The following is a 23,503-nucleotide window of genomic DNA, read 5'->3' as shown; positions in this document are numbered from 1 at the left end:
GCGAGAGAGACACCGGTCGCGTACCCTTCCGCCTATGGCACACGACGCGAATTCCACCGGAGCGAAGTCCAAGGTCTACCAGTCCGCCCGCGACGCCTTCGCCGACCTCAAGCAGAAGGGCGTTCTCAAGGACGGCATCACCGTGATGGTCGGCGGATTCGGGCTTTGCGGCATTCCCGAGCATCTGATCGCCGCCCTCCGCGATTCGGGCGTGAAGCAACTCACCTGCGTCAGCAACAACGCCGGCGTTGACGACTTCGGGCTTGGCCTGCTCCTTCAGACGCGCCAGATCAGGAAGATGATCTCCAGTTACGTCGGCGAGAACGCGACCTTCGAGAAGCAGTTCCTCTCGAACGAACTCGAGGTCGAGTTCAACCCGCAGGGGACACTCGCCGAGCGCATCCGCGCGGGCGGCGCCGGGGTCCCCGCGTTCTACACGGCGACGGGCGCGGGCACGATCGTCGCCGACGGCAAGGAGACACGCCAACTCTTCCGCCCGACCGATGGACGCTGCGGCGCGACGATCCCCGGTCGCGGCTACGCGGGCCGAGCGATCCAGAATCTCAAGGACCAGGCGGAACAGCACGCCTCGCCGCGCGAGTACGTCCTCGAGACCGGGCTCTACGCCGACCTCGCGCTCGTCAAGGCGTACCGCGCCGACCCCTTCGGCAATCTCGTCTATCGCAAGACCGCGCGGAACTTCAACCCGATGATGGCGACCGCGGCGGCGTTCGTCCTCGCCGAGGTCGATGAACTCGTCCCCCTCGGCTCGCTCGACCCCGACGCGATCCATACGCCGGGCAACTTCATCGATCGCGTGATCCAGACGACGAGCGAGAAGCGGATCGAGCAGCGAACCGTGACGCCGGGGTGAGCCGTTACCCTATCAACCACGCGTCGTCGATCGTCATCCCTGGGGCCATGGTGCTTGCGGCACCGGTCTCGGTCATGCCGGCGATCGGGTAGGCGCAGTAATCAAGGCTGAACGCGCCGGCGGGGCGGTGGTTGCCCGAGTGCCCCAGGCCGCCAAAGGGGAGTTTGCTGCTCGCCCCCGCGGTCCCGGTGTTGACGTTGAGGCACCCGGCGCGAGTGTCGCGAAGGAATTGTTCAATCGACGATTGTTTGTGCGTGAAGATCGAGGCCGCAAGCCCGAACGACGTTGCGTTGGCCTGCTCGATCGCCTCGTCAAGGGTCTTCACCACGCTGACGCGAAGCAACGGTCCAAAGACCTCGACATCGACCCCGCCACCCGGTGTGGCGATATCGGCATTCTTCGTGAAACGATCGACGCGGAGAATGCCGGGCGAGACGTACCAGCCGTTGTCCTTCGCGTCAATGGTCCGTGCCTCGCACGAGAGCAGGGCCTTCGCCCCCGCCTTCACGAGTGACTCGAACGCGTGGAGGATCCCATCGCGAGCACCCTTCGCGACCACAGGGCCCATGAACGTGCCCTCCGTCGCGGGATCGCCCACGACGAGGCGCTTGGCACTCTCCACGAGCGCGCCGATGAATCGATCCGCGACTCTCTCATGCACGATCACGCGCCGCGTGCAGGTGCAACGTTGCCCGCTCGTCACGAAGGCGCATCGCACGATCTCGACCAGTGCCTGCCTGAGATCGGCATCGTCCATCACGATCGCGGGGTTGTTGCCGCCCATCTCGAGGGCGAGGATGCGACCGGGATGATCGAGATTCGCCTGCATAATGCGTCGGCCGACGTCCCAGGAACCGGTGAAGAGTACACCGTCGATGTCGCGGTGCGACGCGAGCGACGCCGCGACCTTCGCGCCGCCCTGCACGAGATTCACGACGCCCCTGGGCGCCCCGGCTTCAACGAGCGCGTCGTGGTACATCTCGGCGAGCGCCTGCCCGCACGCGGGCGTCTTATCGCTAGGCTTGAAGACGATCGTGTTCCCCATCGCGAGCGCGGGGATGATGTGCCCGTTGGGAAGGTGCATCGGGAAGTTGAACGGCCCGAGGACCGCCATCACGCCATGCGGTTTGAACCACGCGCGTCCAGCGCGCGTCGGGCCCACGGCGACATCGAACGCCGATACACGACGCATCGCCCCGTGCTCGGAGTCGTCGAGCGTGATATCGACCTTCCCCGAGAGCAGGCCCGCCTCACCCTTGGAATCCCACGTCGCCTTGCCGATCTCGTCGCGCAGGAGTTCGGTGAGGGCCGCCTCACGAGACTTGGCGATGCGTTGAAAAGCGCGGAGCACGCCCACGCGCTTCTCGAAGGGCCAGTTGGACCACTCGGCAAAGGCCGATCTCGCCGCGGCGACGGCGGCGTCGACATGGGATGGATTATCCACGCCTTGCCAGACCACGCGCGAGGGATGGGCCGGATTGGTCGAGACGATGCGCTCACCCGCGCCTGATTCCAGCGAACGCCACTCGCCGGCGATGAGGTCCGCGGGCCCGCGAGAGAGCGAGGGGTGGTGGGCCTGGCCGCTCACGAACGCGCTCGCTTCGATTTGGCGGGCTTCGAAGATGGCTTTGATGAGGAGCGAGAAGCAGGTTTCGGCGTCCGCGCGGTTGATCGATCGGATCGCTTCGATGCCTTCGCGGCCTTCACATGTCCGTTGCGTGTCACCGGAGTCTCGCCGCTCGAAGACGAACGCCCGGCCCACTTCGACAGCGGGGTCCACGCACCGTCGGTGCTCGCCTCACTTACGCCGAGCAGATCGAGCACGGCCCGCGGAACGCCGACGCCGGCCTTCGTCGCATGCACGAGCGCCTCGGTCGCGCGGAACTCGCCGTCCTCGCCCGTCACGCTCACGATCGCTGGCGTGTCGCAGCGATCCTCATCGGCCTCGACGAGCGTCACTTGCCGGGTCGCGTTCACGAGCGGGACGTCGTCGGTGACGGCATCGAGGTGCGGGCCGCCATCGAAGGGATCGACGAAGTTACGATACTGGAAGCCGAGGCTCTCAAGGATCCGCCGCGCGGGGATCGTCTCGCGTGAGACGGCCCCGATGAGATTCTGCACCTCGAGCGGGAAGAGCGAGAGATAGATCTCGTCCTTGGGCAAGAGTTCGGGAATGAACCCGCGATTGTGCTGGCAGAACCGGTCGGCCTCGCCATATTTCACGGGGATGAACTTGCGTCCGAAATGATCCCAGAAGACGTTGTCGCCGTCGCTGGAGATCGGCGCCATCATTTCGGCGAGCAAACGGTCGGCGAAGCGCTTGCGGTGCAGGCCGATCCAGTGGAATCGGATGAACGAGAGAAGCCGCCCGGGGCGATCCTTGTGCCCGCGATAACTCGGCTGGATGATGAGCCCGCCGACCTCGCTCGGGCCGGTCTCGTCGCCATACAACTGTCCGACCTTGTGCGTCGTGCCCCAGCCGAGGCGCTCGCTGCGGAAGGTCTTCTCGGTGATACGGAAGGACCAGTTGGGATCGCCGGGCCCGCCCTGGTGGGCGCGGACCTGTGACGTGCCGATGACGCTGCGGGTCTCGGTGTCCTCGATGGTGAAGACGAAGAGTTCGCTGTCGCCCTCGCTCTCGGCGAAGCCGCCGGCGGACTTTCGCCGTCGTGCCGGAGCGTTCGCCGACTCCTTCACACCCGCGGCCTTGCGAAAGCACGCCATCGAGTGCTCGACCTTCGCGTGGAGGATCGCCTCGTTGGGCGGCAGATTGATGAAGAACACCATCCGCGCGAGGCGGAGGAAGTTCGGGACATCATCGGGTTTAGATTGGCGGATGACGAACACAAGTCGCTCCTGACAGTCGCCGCGGCACGCGGGGTGCCGATGAACCTTGGATCACTACGTCGGGGTCACAACGCCGCGATCACGCCGATGCCTTCGCGAGCCCGCGCTCCACGCACTCAAAGACCTTGGGCCAGTCGTCCATCTTCATCGAGGGAAGCGGCGGGAGCATGCGGACGTGGTACGGCCCGTGCCCGCAGTAGAAGAGCACGACGCCCTCGTCATAGAGCGCCTTGCAGGCCTTGTTGACCTTGTCTTTCACGCCGCCGAACGGAGTGAATCGCATCATCCCCCCCGCGCCGCCGATGAGTTTCTCGCCGCCGCCGCCGAGCGACTCGACCGCGGGGAACCACTCGGGGTGCTTCGCGATGAGCGTCTTGGTGTGCACGCGAAACTTCGCATGGTGCTGGGCGAAGAGGCCGGGTGTCGTTCCGTTGGAGTAAAAGTGGCCGTCGCGGAGGCGTTCGATCACGCGCTGCCCGACGCGGAACGACGGGCCCTCGCCGGTGAATGTCCCCGAGAGGATCGCCGATCGTGGATTGAACTCGGGCGTCCACAGCGTGGCGCACGCCTGCGTCATCTTGCCGACGCACAACACATCGACGTAGTCACCCAGATCGAAGTGCTCATACGCGAACATGCGCTCGAGGCGACCGAACGTCTGGATCTCGTCGTCCCAGATCGCGATCTTGTGCCGGCGGCAGGCGTCCATGAGCGCCTTGAGGAAGTCGCGGTCGCCCACGTTGAAGCCGCCCTCGCCCTGCACGAGTTCGAAGATGAAGCACGCGTGCTGCCCAGGGTAGCGATGCGCGTACTGCTCGAGGTGATCCACGGCCATGTCAATAAACCGCGCCTTGCCCACACGCTCGGCGGCCGCAGGATCCCAGAACGGCATGTAGTCCACCGGGAAGACGATCGGCAGTCCCTCACGCCCCGCGTGGTTGTCGCCGATCGACGCCATCGTCAGCGAGCGACCCATGAAGCAGTCCTTGAACGCCAGCACGCGGGGCGTGGGACTCGCGCCCAGCAGCAACTGCTCGGGCTTCGCATTCGCGTTCGCGCCGAGCGAGGTGAGATGATCGACAAACTTCTTCTGGATGCAGACTTTGAGCGCGTTCTCGTTCGCCATAGCGCCGCCCGTCGCAAGGTACGCGTGCTTCAGGCGGCTGTGCTTCTTCGCCTCCGCGAGCAACGTCTCGGCGAACTCATACGACGAGAACCCCGATTGCAGGTTGCCCTGCTTCAGCGTGTCGTCGATGCTCCCGAGGATCGAGGCCTTGATCAGGTCCGGGTCGGCGTGCCCGAAGAAGTTCACGCCAATGCCACAGATCATGTCCCACTTCACCGAGCCGTCGGCGAGTTCGACGAGTGCGCCGTTCCCCAGGCCCGAGGAGATGTACGGATACAGCAGCCCGCGGCCGCGCACGGCCGTCGCCCGCGCGAGCAGGTCGTCGTACGAGACCTTGAGGTCGCTCATGGGCCCACGCACGCCGGTGATCGAGCCGCGGGCGCGCTCGACTTCCTGCATGATCTGATCCGCGGCCTGGGCCACGACGCCGCTGGCGACGAGACGCCCGCCATGCGTCGCCGAAGGGACCGAACCCTGACTCATACCTAACGAAGTGGGGCTGTGACGCCCACCGGAAGATGCGATGCTCATAGACAAGTGTATCGGCGGTTCCTGGGGTGGCCGGGAGCGGCATTTGGCTGCTCACAACCCCTGAACTCAGCGTGATTTCGAGCGATTCATCGAGCGTTGCACCGCGAGAATCGCAATCGACAGCCCCGCAACTGTCAGAGTCGCCGACCACCCCAGAACGACCCACGCCACCCAGAAGACGCCATCTTTGGGCGAGCCCCACGCGAACCCCACGCCCGCCAGCCCGGCCATCGTCACGCCCAGTCCCAGCGATCGCCCCTCGCGCCACGACGCGCTCGCGAGTTGCACCGCGAGCAGAATCCCCGCGACAAGCATCGCCAGACTGGCCGTGAGACACCATCGCGGCGCGACCTTCGGATCGACCAAGCCAGGCCCGGACAACCCGCCCGACTTCGATTGCACGATCCACATCGAGACAACCATCAGGAGCGAGATCGCCAGCAGGCCAAGTTGCACCGAGAGCGCGACATTCGCAACGAACGAAGCCCGAGGCGACGGCTCGCCGGTCATCGGCGATCCGGCGAGTTCGTACTGACGCTCCGAATCATCCATCAAGCCTCCAGCCGCGCGAAGACCTCCGCCAACGCCTCGCGCCAAGGCGTCATCGGACCCACGAGCGCCTCGGTCGGCGCGAGGTCCAGTACGCTATATGCCGGCCGTCGCGCCGGGCGCGGGAACTCGTCGGTCGTGCACGGATCGACACGGCACGTCCCCTCGCGTCCCGCCAGCCGCACGATCTCCTTCGCGAACTCGAACCACGTGCACTCGCCCGCATCGCAGGCGTGCAGCATGCCCGTGGCATTCTTCTCGAGGAGATCCAGCGTGGTCCGCGCGAGCGTCAGACAACTGCTGGGCCTCCCGCGCTGATCGATCACGACTTTCAAGGCGTCCCGCTCCCGTGAGGCCCTGGCGATCGTCCGCGTAAAGTTCTTCCCCCACGGGGCATAAAGCCAACTCGTCCGGAGGCACAGCCAGCGAGGGGCAAGAGAATGAGTCTCCTGGAGCGACGCTTCACCCTTCGCCTTCGATCGCCCGTACGCACTCACCGGATCACGCGGCGTGTCGATCGAGTACGGCGTATTCGCCCGCCCATTGAAGACATAGTCCGTCGAGTAGTGCACGAGCGTCGTGTCGCTCGCCGCACACGCCCTCGCGAGCACGCCCACGCTCTCGCCGTTCACCACCGTCGCCTCGCGCTCATGCGTCTCGGCCCCGTCGACATCGGTCCACGCCGACGCGTTGATCACGTGCGTGAACCCCGCGAATCCGCCGGGAATCGTCGATGGCTTCGAGAGATCGACCTCGGGCCGCCCGACAACCTCGAACGCGACGCGCCGATGCGTCAGTTCCCCGGCGAGCGCCCGCGCCAGCATCCCCGATTTTCCAATGACGAGCACACGCACGCGATGCCCTCACTTGTTCTCGGGCGCCCACGGGAATCCGACGACGCTGTCCCACGCGCGCCGGTTCTCGTCGGGCTGCTGCGGATTGAAGGCGTGCGTCAGGTAGTACATCAGGCTCGCGGGCGTCGGCCCGACGGTGGCCGCACCGTGCCACAACGGCGGCGGAATGATGACGATCGCAGGCCGCCTCTCGCCCGTGACGACGGCCCACGCCGTGTGGTCCGACTCGCGATAGCAGCCGACCTTGAGATGCCCCTGCACGCAGACCCAGAAATCCGTCTGCAATCGATGCGCGTGCCACGCCTTCACGACGCCCGGATACTGCACGCTGAAGTTCACCTGCCCGCTCGGCTCGACGACGCCCTGCATGAGGTTCATCAGCGAGAAACCGCGGTCGTCCGTGAAGAACGCGAGCGGATACACGATCGGCTCGATCTTCTCACGAGCCGCGTCCCACGCCTGGCGCAGCGTCCCTTCCCCAGGCGTCCACACACGAGGCGAGATGGCACGAACCGGTTGCATCGATGCATCGCTCCAAACACTCGATCGCAAAAAAACTCTTCACACGCCGGACTCACGCGCGATCCGCTACGCCTTCGTTGCCACCGCGGTCAGGTCCACGGGCTTGCCATCCACAAGGTTCGCCCCGCCCTCGGCGACAAGATTCGCCGCCCGGTGCAGGCTCTCGACCGTCCCCGCGTCGGTCCACCATCCATCGAGTTCCGTGTGCGTGAGGTCGCCGCGCTTGAGGTAATAGTTGTTCACGTCGGTGATCTCGAGTTCACCGCGAGCCGACGGCTTCAGCGCGTTGCAGAACTTGAAGACGTCCGCGTCATAAAAGTAGATCCCGGTGACGGCCCACTTGCTCGGCGGGTCCTTGGGCTTCTCGATGATCTCGGCGATCCGGCGTGCCTTCCCCTCGCCCTCGAATCGGCAGACGCCGAATCGCTGCGGATCGGGGACCTCTTTCAGGAGCAGCTTCGCCCCAGACGCCTGCGAGAAGAAGTCCCCCGCCGCGCGTCGGATGTTGTGCTGCACGATGTTGTCGCCCAGCACGACGCTGATCTTCCCGCCGTCGGCGAACTCCTCGGCCAGGCGCAGCGCGTCGGCGATCCCGCCCTCGCCCTCCTGATAGGCGTACTCGAGGTGGTTGATCCCCAGGTGCTTGCCGTTCTTCAGCAGTTTGAGGAAGTCCCCCGCGTGCTCGCCCCCGGTGACGATGAGGATGTCGCGGATGCCCGCCGTGAGCAGGCACTGGATCGGGTAATAGATCATCGGCCGGTCATACACCGGCAAGAGGTGCTTGTTGGTGACGAGGGTCAAAGGCCGAAGCCGAGTCCCAAGCCCGCCCGCGAGAATCACACCCTTCATTGCTCACTACTCCCACGCGTCCGAGGTCCCACATCGAGAGAGGACCACAACCCGCGACGATCCGATCGCGCGGGTTCACACTGTATCGCCTGGAGAGGATCGGCTCGATCCCGGGGCGTCATGCCCGAAAGTTGCCGGATAACCACATTCGGGCCGGGATCGTCGCCCGTTGTGTTTGGATGGTGTTACGACAGGAAACGGCTCGTCCCCCCGGCCGGAGCGGCAAGGATCGATCGCAACTGCTCGGCCAGCCACTGCGGATCCGCAAGGGCATACGGCCGAAACTTCTCCGCGTGCCCCGTCTCCTCCGTGTACAACAGCGCCCGATTCGGCCCAAGCCCGACGGCCTGCGGGCTGTCCACCAGCGCGCTCGAGTCGTTCGCGCTCATCTGGAACGCCACCCGCGCATCAAACTCACGCACCGCCCGCCGATCGAGCGTCCGTTCCAAAGACGTCACGCTGTCGCACCAGGTGATCACGTGCAGGCCGTGCGTCGGCCCATCACGGACGATCCGGGCGAACTGCTTGTCCGCACGCGTCTCGACGTCGGTGTCCGAGTCGAACGCAAAGTCGTCCTCGCTCCGTCGCAACGGGCGGAAGCGGTGCAGCCCGAAAACGATGAGGTATTGCCGCGCGAACTCGCCATGCTCGTCCTGCCGGCGGCGTTCGAGTTCCTGGAAGACGCGCCCGACGATCGCGCCCGCGTCTCGCACGCCGCCATACGTCGCCCGCGAACCCAGCGCCCTCGCGGCATGGACCAGCACCGGCGATTGATCGGCATCCACCGTCCCCGCGTCGAGCATGTGCACGAACGCCTCGCCCGAACTCGCAAGACCCTGCGCGTGCGACGAGGCCAGGCTCAGAATCGACGACGCGCACAGCGCAAGCCCCGCGCTCTCCTGCTGCCCGACGAGGAGCAGATGGCTCCCGCTCTGTCGCCGCAGCGACACGCTCGTCGGCTCCTTGATCGAGATCGGATCGCCGAGATACACGCGCGGCAGTGGGGCGGTCGCGCCCGTCTCGCGCGGGGCCGCAGTCTGGCCCACCCATCGCCCCAGGCCCAACTCGCGGGCGTCTCGATCCAGGTCCGCGGGCACGTTCCCCTCAAAGACCACGGGCGCAGGCGGACGCTTCTGCATCTGGTCCGCAAGCACCGAAACCTGCTTCAGACACGCCTCGCGCTTCTCTTCGGGGAGCCACACGACCTGGAAGGGGCTGTTCCCCTCGAGCATGCCGCTCGCGTCGTTGTAGATCGCCTCGCCCGGGCGAGAGAGCAGGCGTGCCGCCGGGTTGTCCTCGCTCATGATGAGATACGAGTCGGCCTCGGAGCACTGCAGCGCGATGCGGACGGCCATCTGCCCCACGGTGCTCCGCGCCAGGCTGTACGCCCCACCGATCGTCTGTGAGCCGAGGACCACGTGGATCCCGAAGGCACGCCCTTGTCGCACAAGCCGATCGAGCAGGAGCGCCGCCTCCTGCGCCAGTTTGTCGTCGTCGACAAAGAACTCGTGGAACTCGTCCACGATGAGCAGCGTCCGGGGCATGGGCATCGGGCTGACGCCAAGCCCCGCGCCCCGTGCGTGACGCCGATACGCCGCAAGATCCTGCACGCCCGCATCGCGAAAGAGCGAGCCGCGCCGCGTCAGTTCCGCGTCGAGCCGGCGCAGCACGCTCAGCCCGAACTCACGCTCGCTCTCAACCGCCACGACCCGCGCGTGGGGCACGCGATGCGTCGCGTATGTCTTGAACTCCACGCCCTTCTTGAAGTCCACAAGGTAATACTCGACCTCATCCGGGCTGTACCACAAGGACAAGTTCGTGACCAGCGCGTGCAGCAGCGTGGACTTGCCCGACCCGGTGCGCCCCGCGATGAGCGCATGCTGGGCCGTCCCGCGCCCGAGCGAGACATACTGCAGTTTCGTCGCCCCGCTCCGCCCGACCGGGATGCGGAGTTCCTCCGACGCGTCCCCGGTCCAGCGCTGCGCCGGCTGCGGCGTCACCGTCTCGAACGGCACCTGAACCCGGTTCGAGTCCTTCGCCAATCGCCCGACGGCGTGGATCAATCGATTGAACTCGCCGTCGCCCGGCGGCATCTCTAGCCGCAGTGGCCACTTGCCCAGCACCTCGTCCTTCCACACGAATCGACCGGCGCCGCTCCCGCCTCCCGTTCCCTGCCATTGCAGCACGGTCGCGCTCCGCTCGAGATCGCTCATGGGCACATACGCCGGCGGGCGCTGCCGATTGTCCGCGACGATCAGCGTGTGCACCCCGCAGCGTGGCCCGCTCTCGGCAATGCTCGCCAGCCGCTTCGCCGCCGCCTCCGAGATTCCCGCGGGGAAATCGGCGATCACCAGGAACCGGAACGGCTCGGCGATCTCCCCCGCCTGCACGTTGTAGTCCTGGATCGACGCGAACTCGTTGCGCAGATACTTCTGGATCACATTCTCCATGTGCTCCGTCAGGTCCGTGAGTTTCTGCTCGATGCGCTTGGGATCGGTCCAGATCTTGTCGCCGACGAGGGCCTCTTCATAGTCCGCCAGGTGCATGAACCCCGCGAAACTCTGCCCCAGTCCCACGGGATCGATGATCGTGAAGCGGGCCTTGCCCGGCGGGAAGGCCGTGAGCGTGCGCAGCAGCACATTCTCCAGCATCTTGAGCGCCGTCGCGCGCCCCTCCGGACCCGTGTGCACGATGAGAGATCCTCGCCGCGGCGGGCCCTCCGATGAAGAACCACCACTCGTGTGGCCCGCAAGATCCAGCATCGCGGGGAGCCGCAAGTGCGTCTGCGCCGGCACACGCAATCCATCCGTCGGCAATCCACCTGGCGCCGAAGCCAGGTCCACCTCCAGCGTCCCGAACCGGATCGCCTCGGGCACCTGCTCCCTCGCCGTGAACCGAGCCCACGACTCGTCATCCCACGCCGGGCACAAGCGTTCGGCCTGGGCGACCAGCGACTCGTACTCGTCATCCAGATTCGCCACCGCTTCGGTCCAACGCCGCGTCATCGCCTCGCGCTCGTCCCGCAGCGTCGCGTCCGCCTGGCGATGCGCATCCTCGCGGTTCTTCGTCGCCTCCTCCGTCACCGTCCGCTCGCGTGAAGTGATCGCCTCGACACGCTGGGCGTGCGCGGCCCGCGCGTGCCGCGCCGCCTCGTCGTGCTCCTGCGTCGCCTTCGCGATCTTCGACTGGTGCTTCTCTCGAAGCGACGGTTCTTCCAGGCGACGCTTGCGAGAGAGTTCCTGCTTGATCGCCGCGAATCGCTCACGCGCCTTGCGGATCTCGCTCTCGCGCCGCAGGCGGATCTCTCCCGCCTGCCGATCTCGCTCTGTTTCCGCCTGCGTGATCCACGCATCGCCCATCGCACGCGCATGCTCCGCCGATTTCTCGAACTCCTCGCGCGCCGTCCGCACCCGACCGCGCAGCGCCCGCCGAAGGAACAACTGCACCACGATCGCCAGCGCCACGCCGAATCCCGCGCCCGTCAACCCCGCGGCCCACGGCTCCAGCCGCCCCGTCCGCGTCGCGATGATCGCGCTCCCCGCCGACCCGAACGCCCCGAAGAGCAGCACCATCACCACTAGCGTCGGCGTGCGCACGATCGCCGGCGTCAGCCGCTCTTCCAGCGTCGCCAGCGCCGCCGTCGCCCGCGCCCGGGCCTCGTCATAATCGCGCTGGCCCACCACCGGCGGCGGCGGCTCCACACCCTCGATCAACTCCGACGCCTCCGTCAGCCCCTCGTGCCCTTGCCTCGCGAGCAAATCACTCGCCCGCGCGCGCATCTGCGTCAGTTCCGCCTGCCCGTGCGTGTGCGCCTTGCTCGCGTTCGAGAAATCCCCCGAGGCCTTCTGCTCCGCCGATTCCACCACCGTCTCGGCAAGCCACGCCGCATCGTCCAACTCTCGCTCCGCGGCATTCTCGATCGATCCCAGACGCTCCTGGAACGCCGCGACCTCCGCCTCCATCGTGCGCGTCGTCGCCTCGCGGATCAGTTCGAGATCATCTCCAGCCCGCTTCAGTTCGCTCGCCAGTTCCGCGTCGGCGGCCTGTCGCGCCGTCTCCGCCTGCTGTCGCGCGTCCTCGGCTACGCCGCGATACGTCCGATCCGCCGTCGCGATCGACTCCTTGTGCGCGCTCTGCATCGCCGCGTCCGACCTGGACCGCTCGAGCATGAGCGGCACAAATCCGCCCACGATGCCCCGCTCACGACCTGTGAAACTCGCGTCGCTCATGGCTGTGTGTCGGTGCCCGTCGTCCCGCGTCCGCCCCGCGAGTAGCCCATGCTGAGGCCCCGCGGGTGTTACTGCCGGGGCAACAACCCCGACCCATCGCGCACCCAGCATACCCGTTCGCGGCCTCTCGCGTTGCGGATCCCTGGCAGGATTCTCCGAGATTCCATTCTTGTGAGAATCCCCCGATCTCTCGCGTCAGGCTTATTCCACGTCGCCGGAATCCGCGCACTCCCGCCGAACCCGCGAGATCAACTCCGCCAGTTCATCCATCGCCTTCGCCGCCGCCATGGCCTTGGGCTCCATCGGGTCCAGCACCTCGCGCTCGAAGCGTTCCGCCGCCGGGTCGTCCCAGTCCGCCCGCACCCGCGACCACGCGAAGTGCAGTTCCTTGAGCGCGTCCGTCAACGCCGCCTTTGCCGCCGTCACGCTCATGTCCATCCTCCCGCCCACGCGTCCTCGTCGTCGGGCCCGAGAACCGAGAGCACGTTCCCCAGCGACAGCACCACCATCGTCCCCACACGCAACGAGAGCACCGACGCCAGCCCCGGCACGAGTTCCAACAGCGCCGACACCGCCACCCTCCAGCACGCCCCGCTCACCCTCGCGTCATGGATCGGGCCCACGCTCCAGCCGCTATCCGTCTCATCCCTCGGCTCGAATCGCGCCAAGACCACCTCATGCTCGCTCACGCACCGCCAAGAGATCGCCAGCGTCTGCCGTGGATCGACCGCCTCGCCCACGAGCGACAACGACCGCAGCGCCTCCGCGTCGCTCTCCACAGGCTCCCCCGCCGGAAACGCCGTCAGCAGCAACTCGCCTCGTGGCACCCGCGCCCGTTCGCGTACCTCCCTCGCCACATCACGCAACGCCCCGAATCGCTCCGTCGGCGAGGGCGCATCACCTCCACCCCGTGACACCGTCACGCCCGGCGCATGCGCCGTCGGCGTCCGCGCGGCACTCTCGATCACGCCCTCATCAACATCCATCGGCGCCTCGGGCGACACCGCCCGCAGGTAGTCATCCAGCCGATCGATCATCCGCTCGATACGCGTCACACCATCCACCAACTCGCCGTGCAGAACGTCCGAAAGCCCGGACATCGGCCCCTTGCACAACAGCGACTCCCGCTCCCACACGCTCGCCCACTTCTTCGTCGCCGCCTGCCGCTCCTTCGCCCGGTCGAGCGTGCCAATCGCCCGATTGAGCGCCTTGCGCTCCAGCACCAGGCTCGGCGGCTCGGGCGCCTGCGTGATGATCTTCTTCGAGATCTCCTGCCTCGCCCGCGTCACCTCGTCCTCGAGTTGACGCACGCGATGCTTCCAGAACGCCGGCCGCTCCATCGTCAGCCACTGCCCGGTCCGCTGCGCATCCACGTCGGCGGAGATGATCGCCGCGCTCGCGGCCTCGATGAACGACTGCAACGCCGCGCGGAACCGCCGGAGTGCTTCGATCGACCGGACCGATGCCGCCTCACGCATGCACGCCTCCCACGCTCGCGTCGCGGGAGCATGGTGCACCCGCGAGCGCCGCTACCGCTGATGCAGATACTCCTCGAGTTTCTCCGCCTTGCGGATGAGAAACGGGATGTACTGGTCCGCGCTCTCGGTGAACCGCGCCAGGATCTTGATCGTCTGCTCGAAGTTCTCGGCAAACTTCGCGTGCTCCTGGTCGCGCCACGTCTGCCCGAGGTCATTCAGGCGCGTCTGCAGCACCGCCATCTGCGACGCCAGCCCGCCATTGAACCGCTTGAGGTCCATCGCGAATCGCCGAATCTCGCCAGGATCGCCCACGACTCGTGACATCCAGCACCTCCGTTCGATCGTCACCCTTGCCCGATTTCACCGAGCCTCGTCCACGCGCGGTCTCAGCGTGCCACGTTCCCGCCGCGCGCCCCGTGCAGTCTAGTGCGCTCCGAATCCGCACCCGGTTCCGCCGATGTGCTCCGTGGCGTCCCGCCTTCGCCCGTCGCGGGTTTCTTCAGCATCGCCCCCAGCGACCGCGTCGTCTGCGTCGCCTGCGTCGCCAGCCGGCGCATCTCCGACGCCACCACCCCGAACCCGCGCCCATGCTCCCCGGCCCGCGCCGCCTCGATCGCGGCATTCAACGCCAGCAAGTTCGACTGATCCGCCAGCCGTTCAAGTGATCGCAGGAGCGCCCCGGTATCTCCCCCAACGGCCCCGTCGGTCTGTGACTCGGCATCAACGGTCGATGTGCCACGCGAACGCTCAGGCACGCTCGACTCGAGCACTCGTATCGGTTGAACCCGCCGTCCGTGCGATGCGGCTGAAATCTCAGCCGCTTTGCGTGCGTGATCCAGAGCCGGTTCAACTTCCAACAGGGGTTCCACTCCCGGCGGCAACTCCTCAGAGGCCCTCGCGTCTTCGTGTTCTGAATCAGACGAACGCCCTTGAGTCGTCGAATCAGTTGCCGGGTCGGGGCGCTGCCCGTTGGGATGCACTCCCGTCGAGGCCGAGAAGACCGGAACCATGTCGATCGCGCCCGCGTCAATTGTGTCTGGTGTCTCCGCTTCGTCGGCGTCACGCGGCACAACCGCGTCCAATGAGTTGCCGCCCAGATCACCACTCGAGATCATCCCTCGCTCAAACTCGGTTGGCTCGATTCCCATCTCGATCGCCGCGAACACTTCAGCCGTTGCTTCGGTGGGAGTGACATCGACCGTGGCCTCGTCCACGGCTGCTGGAGCATTGTCGACCGCCGCGGCATCGTCGAACGACGCACAATCGCGCTCGTTCGAGTCGCCCCTCACCACGCTCGCCTCATTCAGCCATTCCACGATCTCGCCGACGACGTGTGCGACATCATCCAGCCGCGACTCCAAGGCCGCCTCGTCCCTCTCGTTCTCCTCGTTCCAGGAGCCAACGAACACGTCAGCCGCACATGGCGTGTCAGGCTCTTGAGCCGGTGGGAACTCCACAACAGGGGCGATAGGTTCGAACGGAACCGGTTCAACCGATCCGACACGTTCGTCCATCTCCGCGGGCGTCTCAACACCACATTCAACGGCCATCGATCCAATCCGCGCGATCACACGCTCGACGATCGACTCGATCGGGATATCACCTTGGTCGTCGCCGGGACTCCTCGGTTCGTCTGTCGGCTCATCCTCGAACGCCACGAACCCATGTCCACTCGCCACAGGCACGATCTCTCCATCGATCGTTCCCGCCTCCATCACGCCGCTCGCCTCATCCTCGATCGAATGTGGCACATCACAAGTGTTATTCGACTGTCGATGCTCGCCATCGCTCGCCAACTCTACTTTCCGATGTGCCGCGAACTCGCCCACCACCGGGCCGGCGATTCCAAGCGTCGACACCGACGCGCACTCGTCCTCGATCTCGTCCATCACCGCGAATGCCAAGCGTGTCCGCTCCGTCGAGATCGCGGAAGGTTCAGCAGCGTCCGTCGTGACCGAGTCCTCGGATTCTGTCTCGCCCACCAAAGACGTCATCGTCATCGGCTCCCTCGGCACGATCACGTTCACCGTCGAGGACACGTCGCCGATCTCACCGACCCAAATCTGTACCGCCGCCACAGGACTCGAGTCGCGCGGTTCGCAAGCCTCCGGCATTGAGTTGTCTGGTGTGCGATCCGGCTCCCCGATCGACCGCTCCTTCACGCCCAATGCAACGGCCTCACGCTTCCGTCGCCGAAGGATCCAAGCCGCAAAGCCAACTCCGGCCAACCCACCCACAAGAGCGACCGTCGCGTCACGCCATGCATTGCTTCGTGATTCCTTCTCCGCTGCCATTCCCAACTCGGGAGGTATCGCAATCGCACCCGTCTCAACCGACGTTGTCACTCGCGGACTGTCAGTAGCCACTGGTTCCGTCGAGTTCAGGCCATCCCCCGCTCGATCGTTCTCCGCGCGAACCATCGGCACAGGCACCAGGATCGGCCACGGAATCAACGTCGCACGATCACCGTTATCTCGCGCCGGCACCTCCACCACACGCTCAATTACCCGTTCCACCACCACAGGCTCGGGCGCTGTCGCGATCGCCACAGGCGCCTCAGGCACGATCACTTCAGGCGGATTATCCTTCGGCTCGGGCTTTGCCTCTATCACAGGCTCCCGCTCACGCACCTCACGCGGCACGACCTCGGGCACAACCTCGAGCGCCATCTCGAGCAGCGCCCGCTCATCAGGATGCGTCCCAATCAGAGTCACACGCCCCGTGTCCACGTCATACACGCCACCAACGAGCGCCAAGGTCCCTTCACGCACGCCCTCACGCACACTCTCGCTCCGCCGCAGCAGCGCCGCCATCTGCAGCAGCACGTTCTCCTTCACCGCGTGGGGCACAAGGTCCAACCCCTGCGCCAAAGGCCACAACTGCTTCGCCGTCGCCACCGCCGGGTCGATCGCCGCCGCCGCCGACGCGCACGCCTCGCGTGCCTTCCCCCCAAGGATCGCCCCCGTCACCGCCCCGCACTTGCTATCCCCCAGCACCACCACCAGCGGCGTGCGCAACCGCGAAACGCCATACTCCACGCTCGCGCGCGCGTCCTCGCCCACCACGTTCCCCAACGAACGCACGACGTACAAGTCACCGACACCCTGATCAAAGATCGATTCGACCACCAGCCGCGCATCCGAGCACGCCACGATCGTCGCGATCGGACTCTGCCCCGAAACCCCAGTCTCACGCACGCGCGCGATATTCGAGTTCGGTCGCACCGGCCTTCCGCGCGCAAACCGCCCGTTCCCCTGTTCCAGCAGCACCCGAGCCCGAGCCGGCGTCACCCCAGCCGCGTCCACGCGCGCGCACCACGGCCCGCCGGCCACCCCAGCCAGCAACGCCGCGACACACCACAACCAACGACGCCTCGACATGCGCCTCCCGACGCCACACGCCCGGCACAGGACACTTTCCCCGCCGCCGCGTGGCCCAAGAACAACCCATGTCCAACATCGACCCGCCCCGACCCCCGCTCAAGCCCAAGTTCCCGGACGTGGAGTCCACGTATCGCAAGCGCACATAAACACCCCGACTTATAGAGTCGGGCTGGGCGCAGATGCTACACGTAAGTGCTTGAAAACTGGGGATCTAGGATTCGAACCTAGACTAACTGAGTCAGAGTCAGTCGTGCTACCGTTACACCAATCCCCAAGCAAATCCGCCAAAATATAGCCCACGAACTCCGCCAGGTCGCACGCCAGGTCACACAACTGGTCGCCTGTCGGGCTTGCGATTCCGGATCCCGGCCGCTCGGTCCAACGTGAATCACGCCAGGCCCAGCTCCGACCGGATCCTCGTGACCATCAAGTCACTCCCATCGGCTCGCCGCCCTCGGCATGCCAAGGATCTTCCGCGCCGCTCGCGAGTCGAACCCCTTCGACACTCGTCCAGGCGTTGATCCACTCTCGCCCCGAACCTTCGCCACCTCGGCGATCCGATGGGATAACTCATGCACACACACGCGTTCGCCGTCTCACTCGCCGTTTCCACGCTCCTGGGCTGCGCCGCCACGGCACCAGCCAACGAGACCGCTCCCGAGACGACGCCACTCGAGGTTGCCCCTAACCACACGCTCTCCGATCAGCCCGCGGGCACAACCCCAGACATCCGCGACGCCATCTCCTTCGCCCGAGACAAGGTCGCCCCCGCCCTCGTCCACATCCGCGTCGTCTCCTATTCCTACTACGGCGGCAAGGAGAACAAGTCCCAATCCGTCGGCAGCGGCACGATCTTCAGCCCCGAGGGATACATCGTCACCAACGCCCACGTCGTCAACGACGGCCGCGAGTTCAAGGTCACCCTCGCCGACAAACGCGAGATCCCCGCCAAACTCATCGGCGAGGACCCCATGACCGACCTCGCCGTCCTCAAGATCGATCCGAACGAAACGGGTCCGCTCCAGAACGCCTCGTTCACCACCTCCGACAACCTCCAGGTCGGCGACTACGTCCTCGCGATGGGCTCCCCCTTCGCCCTTTCCCGCTCCGTTACGCTGGGCATCGTCTCCAACACCGAGCGCGTCTTCACCTCGTCCTCCGGCGACGACCTCGCCGACCAGGAGTTCGACTTCAACTCCTCCCCCGAGGTCTTCACCCAGTGGATCCAGCACGACGCCCTCATCAACCCCGGCAACTCCGGCGGCCCCCTCGTCAACATGAAGGGCGAACTCGTCGGCGTCAACGCCCGGGGCGGCGCCGGCATGAGTTTCGCCATCCCCGCCGCACTCGCCCGCAACATCACCAGCCGCATCATCAAAGACGGCGAGGTCATCCGCAGCACCCTGGGCATCTCCCTCAAGAGCATCAAACGCTCCGGCTATGACGACGGCATCCTCGTCAACTCCGTCGACGACGATTCCCCAGCCGCCAAGGCCGGCATCCACGCCGGCGATGTCATCGTGAAACTCAACGACCAGCCCGTCTCCGCCCGGTTCCCCGAGCAGATCCCCGCCGTCGCCCGGGCAATCGCCGACTCCCCCGTCGGGAGCACCATCAACCTCGTCGTCCTGCGCGATCACGACGAACTCAGCGTCTCGGCCACAACCGAGCGACTCCTCCGCAACGATCCCGACGAGGCCGCCCTGCGACTCTTCGGCCTCTCCGCCTCCCAGATCACCGATCAGATCGTCCGAGCCTGGCGCCTCGATTCCAACAAAGGCGCCCTCGTCCGCGGCGTGACGTCCGGAGGCCCCGCGGGCCTCGCCGAGCCCTCACTCAGCTACGGCGACATCATCCGCTCCATCGCCTCCAAGCCCGTCGACTCCCTCAAGGACCTCCTCGATATCTACAAGGACATCGCCAACCAGGACCCGCTCCCCGAGTACGTCCTCGTCGAGTTCGAGCGACGAGGCTCCAACCAGATCACGCTCCTCAAGCCGCGCCGCGACAAGCCCCACGACCCGCCGCGCGAGATCCCCAAGGCCTGGATCGGCGTCGCCACCCAGCCCATCCTCCGCACCCTCGCCGAGCAACTCGGCGACAAGGACCTCGTCGGCTTCCGGGTCACGCGCGTCTACCCCAAGACCGACGCCGCCACCGCCGGCCTCATGGTCGGCGACATCATCACCGCGATCAACGGCGATCGACTCAACCCCCGCGGCATGCAGGACGCCGGGATGTTCCAGCGACAGATCCGAAAACTCAACATCGGCGAGGACGCCAACCTCACCCTCACCCGCGAGGGCGAATCGATTGCCGTCAACGTCCCCCTCGAGCGCACCCGCATCGGCGAGGACGAGGCCCTCCGCGACACCAACAAGGACTTCGAACTCACCGTCCGCGAACTCACCTTCTTCGATCGCGATGAGAACCGCTGGGACGACACCATCCAGGGTGTCATCGTCGTGAACGCCGACAACGCCGGCTGGGCCGGGACCGCCGGAATCTTCATGGGTGATCTCATCCAGCGCATCAACAACACCGAGATCACCGACATCAAGTCCTACCGCGACGCGATGGACGTGATTGCCAAGGACCAGCCCGAGCGCGTCACCTTCGTCGTCCTCCGTGGGCAGCGCACCCAGTTCAAGTTCGCCGAGCCCTCCTGGAAGCCCAAAACCGCCGAGGAAACCGCCAAGGAAGCCCCTAAGCCCTGAGAACACTTGCGTCCCGACCCAGTCTCGTGGCCCAGGCGTCCTGCCTGGGTCTTCTTCTCCTACAACTCTTCCCAGCGACAAACTGTGCTCGCTCTTTTTCCTCCGCACCATCTGACCAAGCCCGATCACCCTTCACTCCCCAATGGGGAGCCTCACCCGGAGCCACCATGGAATCCCGAATGTCCCGCACCAATCGCGTCCTCCTCGCCGCCGCCGCCTCCGTCACGCTCCTCGCCCTCGCGGCCTTCGCGCCCAGCGACTCCCGCGTCCGCGCCGATGATCCCGTCGCCGACTCGATGAAATCCCTCGCCGAGACTCGCGCCTCGGCCCTCGTCACCGTGAAGTACGTCCTCAAGGGAGGTGCCGCCGGACTCGACGAGGACATGGAGATGGAAGCCCCCGGGCTGATCGTGGAGCAACCCGGTCTCGTGCTCGTCGCCAACACCTATCTCGGCGGATTCATGTCACGGTTCGGAGGCGGGGCCTCACTCACCCCCACCGACATCAAGGTCCTCATCGGCGATGACACCCAGGGCGTCGACGCCAAAATGATCGCGAAGGATGGCGAACTCGACCTCGCCTGGATCCAGATCAACGAGCCCGCCGCCGAGGGATATCCCTTCGTCTCCTTCGCCGACGCCGCGACACCAGACATCGGCGACACTATCTTCGGCATCCGACGCATGGGCAAGTTCTTCGATCGCGCCACACTCATCAGCCAGGCAAGGATCAGCGGCATCACCAGGAAGCCTCGCCACATCTACTTCGACTCCTCCAACAGCATCGTCTCTCTCGGCCTCCCCGTCTTCGATCTCCACGGCAAAGTCGTCGGCGTCGGCACGATGGTCATGCCCGATCAGGACGAGATGGAAGGCCTCCGGGGGATCTTCTCCAGCCGGGAAGATTTCCAGAATACCGGCATGATCCTGGGCGCCGAAGAGGTCGTCAAGGCCACCGCACGGGCCAAGGAAATGGCCGCCTCGGGCAAGTCCCCCGATGAAGCCGCCCCGGCTCCAGCCGAACCCAAGCCCGAGGACGCCGGCGAGATGGAACCCTAACGCCAACCGGTCCAATCGATGCACAATCAATCGCCCGACTCACTCGTGTGGGTCGGGCGATTCGTTTCTGGTCATCACAACTCCGTTCTGGCCCGCGTCGACCCGCTTCGCCGATATCACTCCTCCGATGCTCCGACCCGGGCACATCATCGCGCTCTGCGTCTTCGCACTCCTGACGCTCGGCGTTGTCATGGTCAGTTCCGCCGACATGAGCGTCCAACTCGTCGGCGCCGGACATCCCGCCACCGACGGCGTCACCTTCCAATCCATCGTCCTCTCGAGATCCTCGGCCTACATGGCCCTCGCCCTCGCCGCGCTCATCGCCGGGACCTACGTCCCCGTGCGTCGACTCGTCGCGGCATTCGAGAACGCCTCCGCCTCACCCATGCCCGGCGAGACCCGCCGACGCGTCACCCTCCTCCTCGCCGCGAGCCTCGTGCTCGTCGCCGTATGCGCTCTTGTCTATGTCCCCTTCATCGGCCTCTCCAAGAACGGCTCACACCGTTGGATCGCCCTCCCCTTCGCCAAGGCGCTCACCATGCAGCCCAGCGAGATCGCCAAGTGGGGGCTCGCGGGCCTGATGGCGTGGTACGCCGCGAGCGCCGCGCGCACGGGCGAACTCGCCCGCTTCTGGAAGGGCCTCGTCCCGGCGCTCGTCGCCGTTGCGCTCGTCGCCGCCTTTGTCGTCCTCGAGGATCTGGGCACCGGCGCCCTCATCGCCGCCAGCGCCTGCGTCGTCCTCCTCGCCGCGGGCGCGAAACTCTGGCAGTTCCTCATCTTCGTCCCGTTGAGTCTCGCCGGTCTCGCCGCCGCCATTATCACCAACCCCTACCGCATCGACCGCATCACCGCCTTCTTGAACCCCTACGCCGATCCCGAGGACACAGGCTACCACATGATCCAGTCCCTCCTCGCCGTCTCCAATGGCGACGGCTTCGGACGCGGGCTGGGCTTCGGCCTCCAGAAAATGGGCTACCTCCCCGAAGGCCGCACCGACTTCATCTTCGGCGTCATCTGCGAGGAACTCGGGATCGCCGGTGCCGGGCTGGTCGTCGGCCTCTTCCTCGCCCTCGTCTGGGCGGGATACGCCATCTACGCCCGAGAGAAGTCGCCACTCCTCCGCCTCTTCGTACTCGGCGTCGTCTCCACCGTCGGGCTCCAGGCCCTCATCAATCTCGCCGTCGCCACGGGCATGGCCCCGACCAAGGGCATCGCCCTCCCCATGCTCAGTTCCGGCGGCACCGGCTGGATCCTCACCGCCTTCTCCCTCGGCCTCGTCCTCGCCGTTGATCGCACCCAGTACGACGACGAGGTCGCCCTCGACGCACTCGTGCCGGCATGAGCACGCCGCGAGTCGTCTTCGCCGGCGGCGGCACGGGCGGGCACATCTACCCGGGCCTCGCCATCGCCGAGAAACTCCTCGAATGTGACCCATCGGTCACATCAGAATGCCTCCGTTTCGTCTGCTCCACCCGCGACATCGACCGCGCGATCCTCTCCAACGAGAAACTTGCCGGAACCGCCGTGGACTTCACGCCGCTCGAGGCCCGACCGTTCGGCCTCTCCCCGCGGCGCGCGTTGGCCTTCGCGGCACACTGGAGAACGAGCACGACCGACGCGTCGCGATTGATCGCCGGTGCGCGCGCGGTGGTGGCCCTCGGTGGTTTCGTGGCGGCCCCGGTTGCATGGAGCGCGCGACGCGCGCGCATTCCCGTCATCATGGTCAATCTCGACGCCGTCGCGGGTCTGTCCAGCCGCTTCGTTGCCCGGTTTGCCACGCGCGTGCTCACGACCGCCGACGCTGGGCCGCCGTCGTGGCCACGGATTCCGCCGATCGTCCGAACCGCCGCGATCGCCGCCGCGGATGCTCCGTCGTGCCGCGAAAAACTCGGCCTCGATCCCGATCGTCCAACGCTCTTCATCACCGGCGCGAGCCTGGGCGCGCGCAGCATCAACCGTGGTGTCGTCGCCATGGTCGAGGCCCATCGCGACGCACTCGCCGACTGGCAGATCATCCACCAGACCGGCAAGGACGACGAGCGCGAGGTGCGAGAGGCGTACGAACGGCTGGGTGTGCGCGCGCATGTCTGTGCGCTCATGCGCGAGATGGGCGTCGCCTGGGTGGCCGCCGATCTTGCCATCGGGCGCTCGGGCGCGGGGATCGTCGCCGAGGTCTGGGCGAACCGCGTGCCGGCGATCTTCGTGCCGTATCCCTATCACAAGGACGCGCACCAGGCGCGCAACCCGGCGCGGCTGGTCGAGGTCGGCGGCGCGGTGCTCGTGACCGACCTGATTGAGCCGGGGCAGAACGCCGCCGCACTCTGGACGGCTGTGGAATCGAGGCTCGACGCGGGCGTGCGTGCGAACATGCGTGAGAATTTGGGCAAACTCGGTCCGGCGGACGGGGCAAGGCGTGTGGCCCGGGTGATCGCCGACGAACTTCGCCGGTGATTCCGCAGGCCGATCGGAGACGCGATCGACCTACG

At 66.3% G+C, this 23,503-nt stretch carries 17 protein-coding genes and 1 tRNA gene; 5 read left to right on the top strand and 13 right to left on the bottom strand.

Annotation, left to right across the window (positions count from 1 at the left end):
• The first annotated feature begins 34 nt into the window (after positions 1–34).
• Positions 35–874, top strand: a complete 840-nt coding sequence (locus IPK69_04305; GenBank protein ID QQS09850.1) for a CoA transferase subunit A — start codon at positions 35–37, stop codon at positions 872–874.
• A 4-nt stretch (positions 875–878) separates the two neighbouring features.
• On the opposite strand, the gene IPK69_04300 is transcribed toward IPK69_04305, so the two are convergent.
• The 13 genes from IPK69_04300 to IPK69_04240 all read right to left on the bottom strand — a co-directional run bounded on the left by IPK69_04300 (position 879) and on the right by IPK69_04240 (position 17,516).
• On the bottom strand, positions 879–2,462 hold the full coding sequence (locus tag IPK69_04300; GenBank protein QQS09849.1) for an aldehyde dehydrogenase family protein: 1,584 nt from the start codon (positions 2,460–2,462) through the stop codon (positions 879–881).
• Complete coding sequence (locus IPK69_04295; GenBank protein QQS09848.1) at positions 2,459–3,721, bottom strand: arginine N-succinyltransferase; 1,263 nt, start codon at positions 3,719–3,721, stop codon at positions 2,459–2,461. Before IPK69_04295 ends, IPK69_04300 begins: the two co-directional genes overlap by 4 nt.
• Before the next feature lie 79 nt (positions 3,722–3,800).
• On the bottom strand, positions 3,801–5,330 hold the full coding sequence (locus IPK69_04290; protein ID QQS09847.1) for an aminotransferase class III-fold pyridoxal phosphate-dependent enzyme: 1,530 nt from the start codon (positions 5,328–5,330) through the stop codon (positions 3,801–3,803).
• A gap of 114 nt (positions 5,331–5,444) precedes the next feature.
• Positions 5,445–5,930, bottom strand: coding sequence for a hypothetical protein (locus tag IPK69_04285; protein ID QQS09846.1), 486 nt, complete (start codon positions 5,928–5,930; stop codon positions 5,445–5,447).
• A complete protein-coding gene (rfbD, locus tag IPK69_04280) occupies positions 5,930–6,781 on the bottom strand; it encodes a dTDP-4-dehydrorhamnose reductase (protein QQS09845.1) in 852 nt (283 codons plus the stop codon). Before rfbD ends, IPK69_04285 begins: the two co-directional genes overlap by 1 nt.
• Before the next feature lie 9 nt (positions 6,782–6,790).
• A complete protein-coding gene (locus tag IPK69_04275; protein QQS09844.1) occupies positions 6,791–7,303 on the bottom strand; it encodes a dTDP-4-dehydrorhamnose 3,5-epimerase family protein in 513 nt (170 codons plus the stop codon).
• A gap of 66 nt (positions 7,304–7,369) precedes the next feature.
• Positions 7,370–8,152 carry an NTP transferase domain-containing protein gene (locus IPK69_04270; GenBank protein QQS09843.1) on the bottom strand — a complete coding sequence of 261 codons (783 nt, stop codon included), beginning with the start codon at positions 8,150–8,152 and terminating at the stop codon, positions 7,370–7,372.
• Positions 8,153–8,337: 185 nt separating this feature from the next.
• Entirely contained in the window at positions 8,338–12,381 is a 4,044-nt protein-coding gene (locus IPK69_04265) for an AAA family ATPase (GenBank protein QQS09842.1), read from the bottom strand.
• A gap of 201 nt (positions 12,382–12,582) precedes the next feature.
• Entirely contained in the window at positions 12,583–12,813 is a 231-nt protein-coding gene (locus IPK69_04260; protein ID QQS09841.1) for a hypothetical protein, read from the bottom strand.
• On the bottom strand, positions 12,810–13,859 hold the full coding sequence (locus tag IPK69_04255) for a hypothetical protein (protein QQS09840.1): 1,050 nt from the start codon (positions 13,857–13,859) through the stop codon (positions 12,810–12,812). The genes IPK69_04260 and IPK69_04255 overlap by 4 nt, the downstream gene beginning before the upstream one ends.
• 51 nt (positions 13,860–13,910) lie before the next feature.
• Positions 13,911–14,183, bottom strand: a complete 273-nt coding sequence (locus tag IPK69_04250) for a hypothetical protein (GenBank protein QQS09839.1) — start codon at positions 14,181–14,183, stop codon at positions 13,911–13,913.
• Positions 14,184–14,245: 62 nt separating this feature from the next.
• Positions 14,246–17,239, bottom strand: a complete 2,994-nt coding sequence (locus IPK69_04245) for a hypothetical protein (GenBank protein ID QQS09838.1) — start codon at positions 17,237–17,239, stop codon at positions 14,246–14,248.
• Between the two features lie 206 nt (positions 17,240–17,445).
• A tRNA-Gln gene (locus IPK69_04240) sits at positions 17,446–17,516 on the bottom strand.
• Positions 17,517–17,814: 298 nt separating this feature from the next.
• On the opposite strand from IPK69_04240, the gene IPK69_04235 reads away from it, so the two are divergent.
• The 4 genes from IPK69_04235 (at position 17,815) to IPK69_04220 (ending at position 23,468) form a co-directional block, all read left to right on the top strand.
• Entirely contained in the window at positions 17,815–19,959 is a 2,145-nt protein-coding gene (locus tag IPK69_04235) for a PDZ domain-containing protein (GenBank protein QQS09837.1), read from the top strand.
• A 179-nt stretch (positions 19,960–20,138) separates the two neighbouring features.
• Positions 20,139–21,017 carry a trypsin-like peptidase domain-containing protein gene (locus tag IPK69_04230; protein QQS09836.1) on the top strand — a complete coding sequence of 293 codons (879 nt, stop codon included), beginning with the start codon at positions 20,139–20,141 and terminating at the stop codon, positions 21,015–21,017.
• 127 nt (positions 21,018–21,144) lie between these two features.
• A complete protein-coding gene (locus tag IPK69_04225) occupies positions 21,145–22,359 on the top strand; it encodes an FtsW/RodA/SpoVE family cell cycle protein (protein ID QQS09835.1) in 1,215 nt (404 codons plus the stop codon).
• Positions 22,356–23,468 carry a UDP-N-acetylglucosamine--N-acetylmuramyl-(pentapeptide) pyrophosphoryl-undecaprenol N-acetylglucosamine transferase gene (locus tag IPK69_04220; GenBank protein ID QQS09834.1) on the top strand — a complete coding sequence of 371 codons (1,113 nt, stop codon included), beginning with the start codon at positions 22,356–22,358 and terminating at the stop codon, positions 23,466–23,468. The genes IPK69_04225 and IPK69_04220 overlap by 4 nt, the downstream gene beginning before the upstream one ends.
• Positions 23,469–23,503: the final 35 nt, after the last annotated feature.

It is taken from the genome of Phycisphaerales bacterium, assembly GCA_016699835.1.
Lineage (GTDB): Bacteria > Planctomycetota > Phycisphaerae > Phycisphaerales > UBA1924.
The sequence above is the reverse complement of the archived record's forward strand: the minus strand, read 5'-3'. Positions and strand labels throughout refer to the sequence as shown.

Coding starts and splice junctions, on each gene's coding strand:
- IPK69_04230 (QQS09836.1), top strand. CDS start 20,139: ATGTCCCGCACCAATCGCGTCCTCCTCGCCGCCGCCGCCTCCGTCACG.
- IPK69_04225 (QQS09835.1), top strand. CDS start 21,145: ATGCTCCGACCCGGGCACATCATCGCGCTCTGCGTCTTCGCACTCCTG.
- IPK69_04250 (QQS09839.1), bottom strand. CDS start 14,183: ATGTCACGAGTCGTGGGCGATCCTGGCGAGATTCGGCGATTCGCGATG.
- IPK69_04275 (QQS09844.1), bottom strand. CDS start 7,303: ATGCAACCGGTTCGTGCCATCTCGCCTCGTGTGTGGACGCCTGGGGAA.
- IPK69_04260 (QQS09841.1), bottom strand. CDS start 12,813: ATGAGCGTGACGGCGGCAAAGGCGGCGTTGACGGACGCGCTCAAGGAA.
- IPK69_04245 (QQS09838.1), bottom strand. CDS start 17,239: ATGTCGAGGCGTCGTTGGTTGTGGTGTGTCGCGGCGTTGCTGGCTGGG.
- IPK69_04285 (QQS09846.1), bottom strand. CDS start 5,930: ATGGATGATTCGGAGCGTCAGTACGAACTCGCCGGATCGCCGATGACC.
- IPK69_04305 (QQS09850.1), top strand. CDS start 35: ATGGCACACGACGCGAATTCCACCGGAGCGAAGTCCAAGGTCTACCAG.
- IPK69_04290 (QQS09847.1), bottom strand. CDS start 5,330: ATGAGTCAGGGTTCGGTCCCTTCGGCGACGCATGGCGGGCGTCTCGTC.
- IPK69_04270 (QQS09843.1), bottom strand. CDS start 8,152: ATGAAGGGTGTGATTCTCGCGGGCGGGCTTGGGACTCGGCTTCGGCCT.
- IPK69_04255 (QQS09840.1), bottom strand. CDS start 13,859: ATGCGTGAGGCGGCATCGGTCCGGTCGATCGAAGCACTCCGGCGGTTC.
- IPK69_04265 (QQS09842.1), bottom strand. CDS start 12,381: ATGAGCGACGCGAGTTTCACAGGTCGTGAGCGGGGCATCGTGGGCGGA.
- IPK69_04220 (QQS09834.1), top strand. CDS start 22,356: ATGAGCACGCCGCGAGTCGTCTTCGCCGGCGGCGGCACGGGCGGGCAC.
- IPK69_04235 (QQS09837.1), top strand. CDS start 17,815: ATGCACACACACGCGTTCGCCGTCTCACTCGCCGTTTCCACGCTCCTG.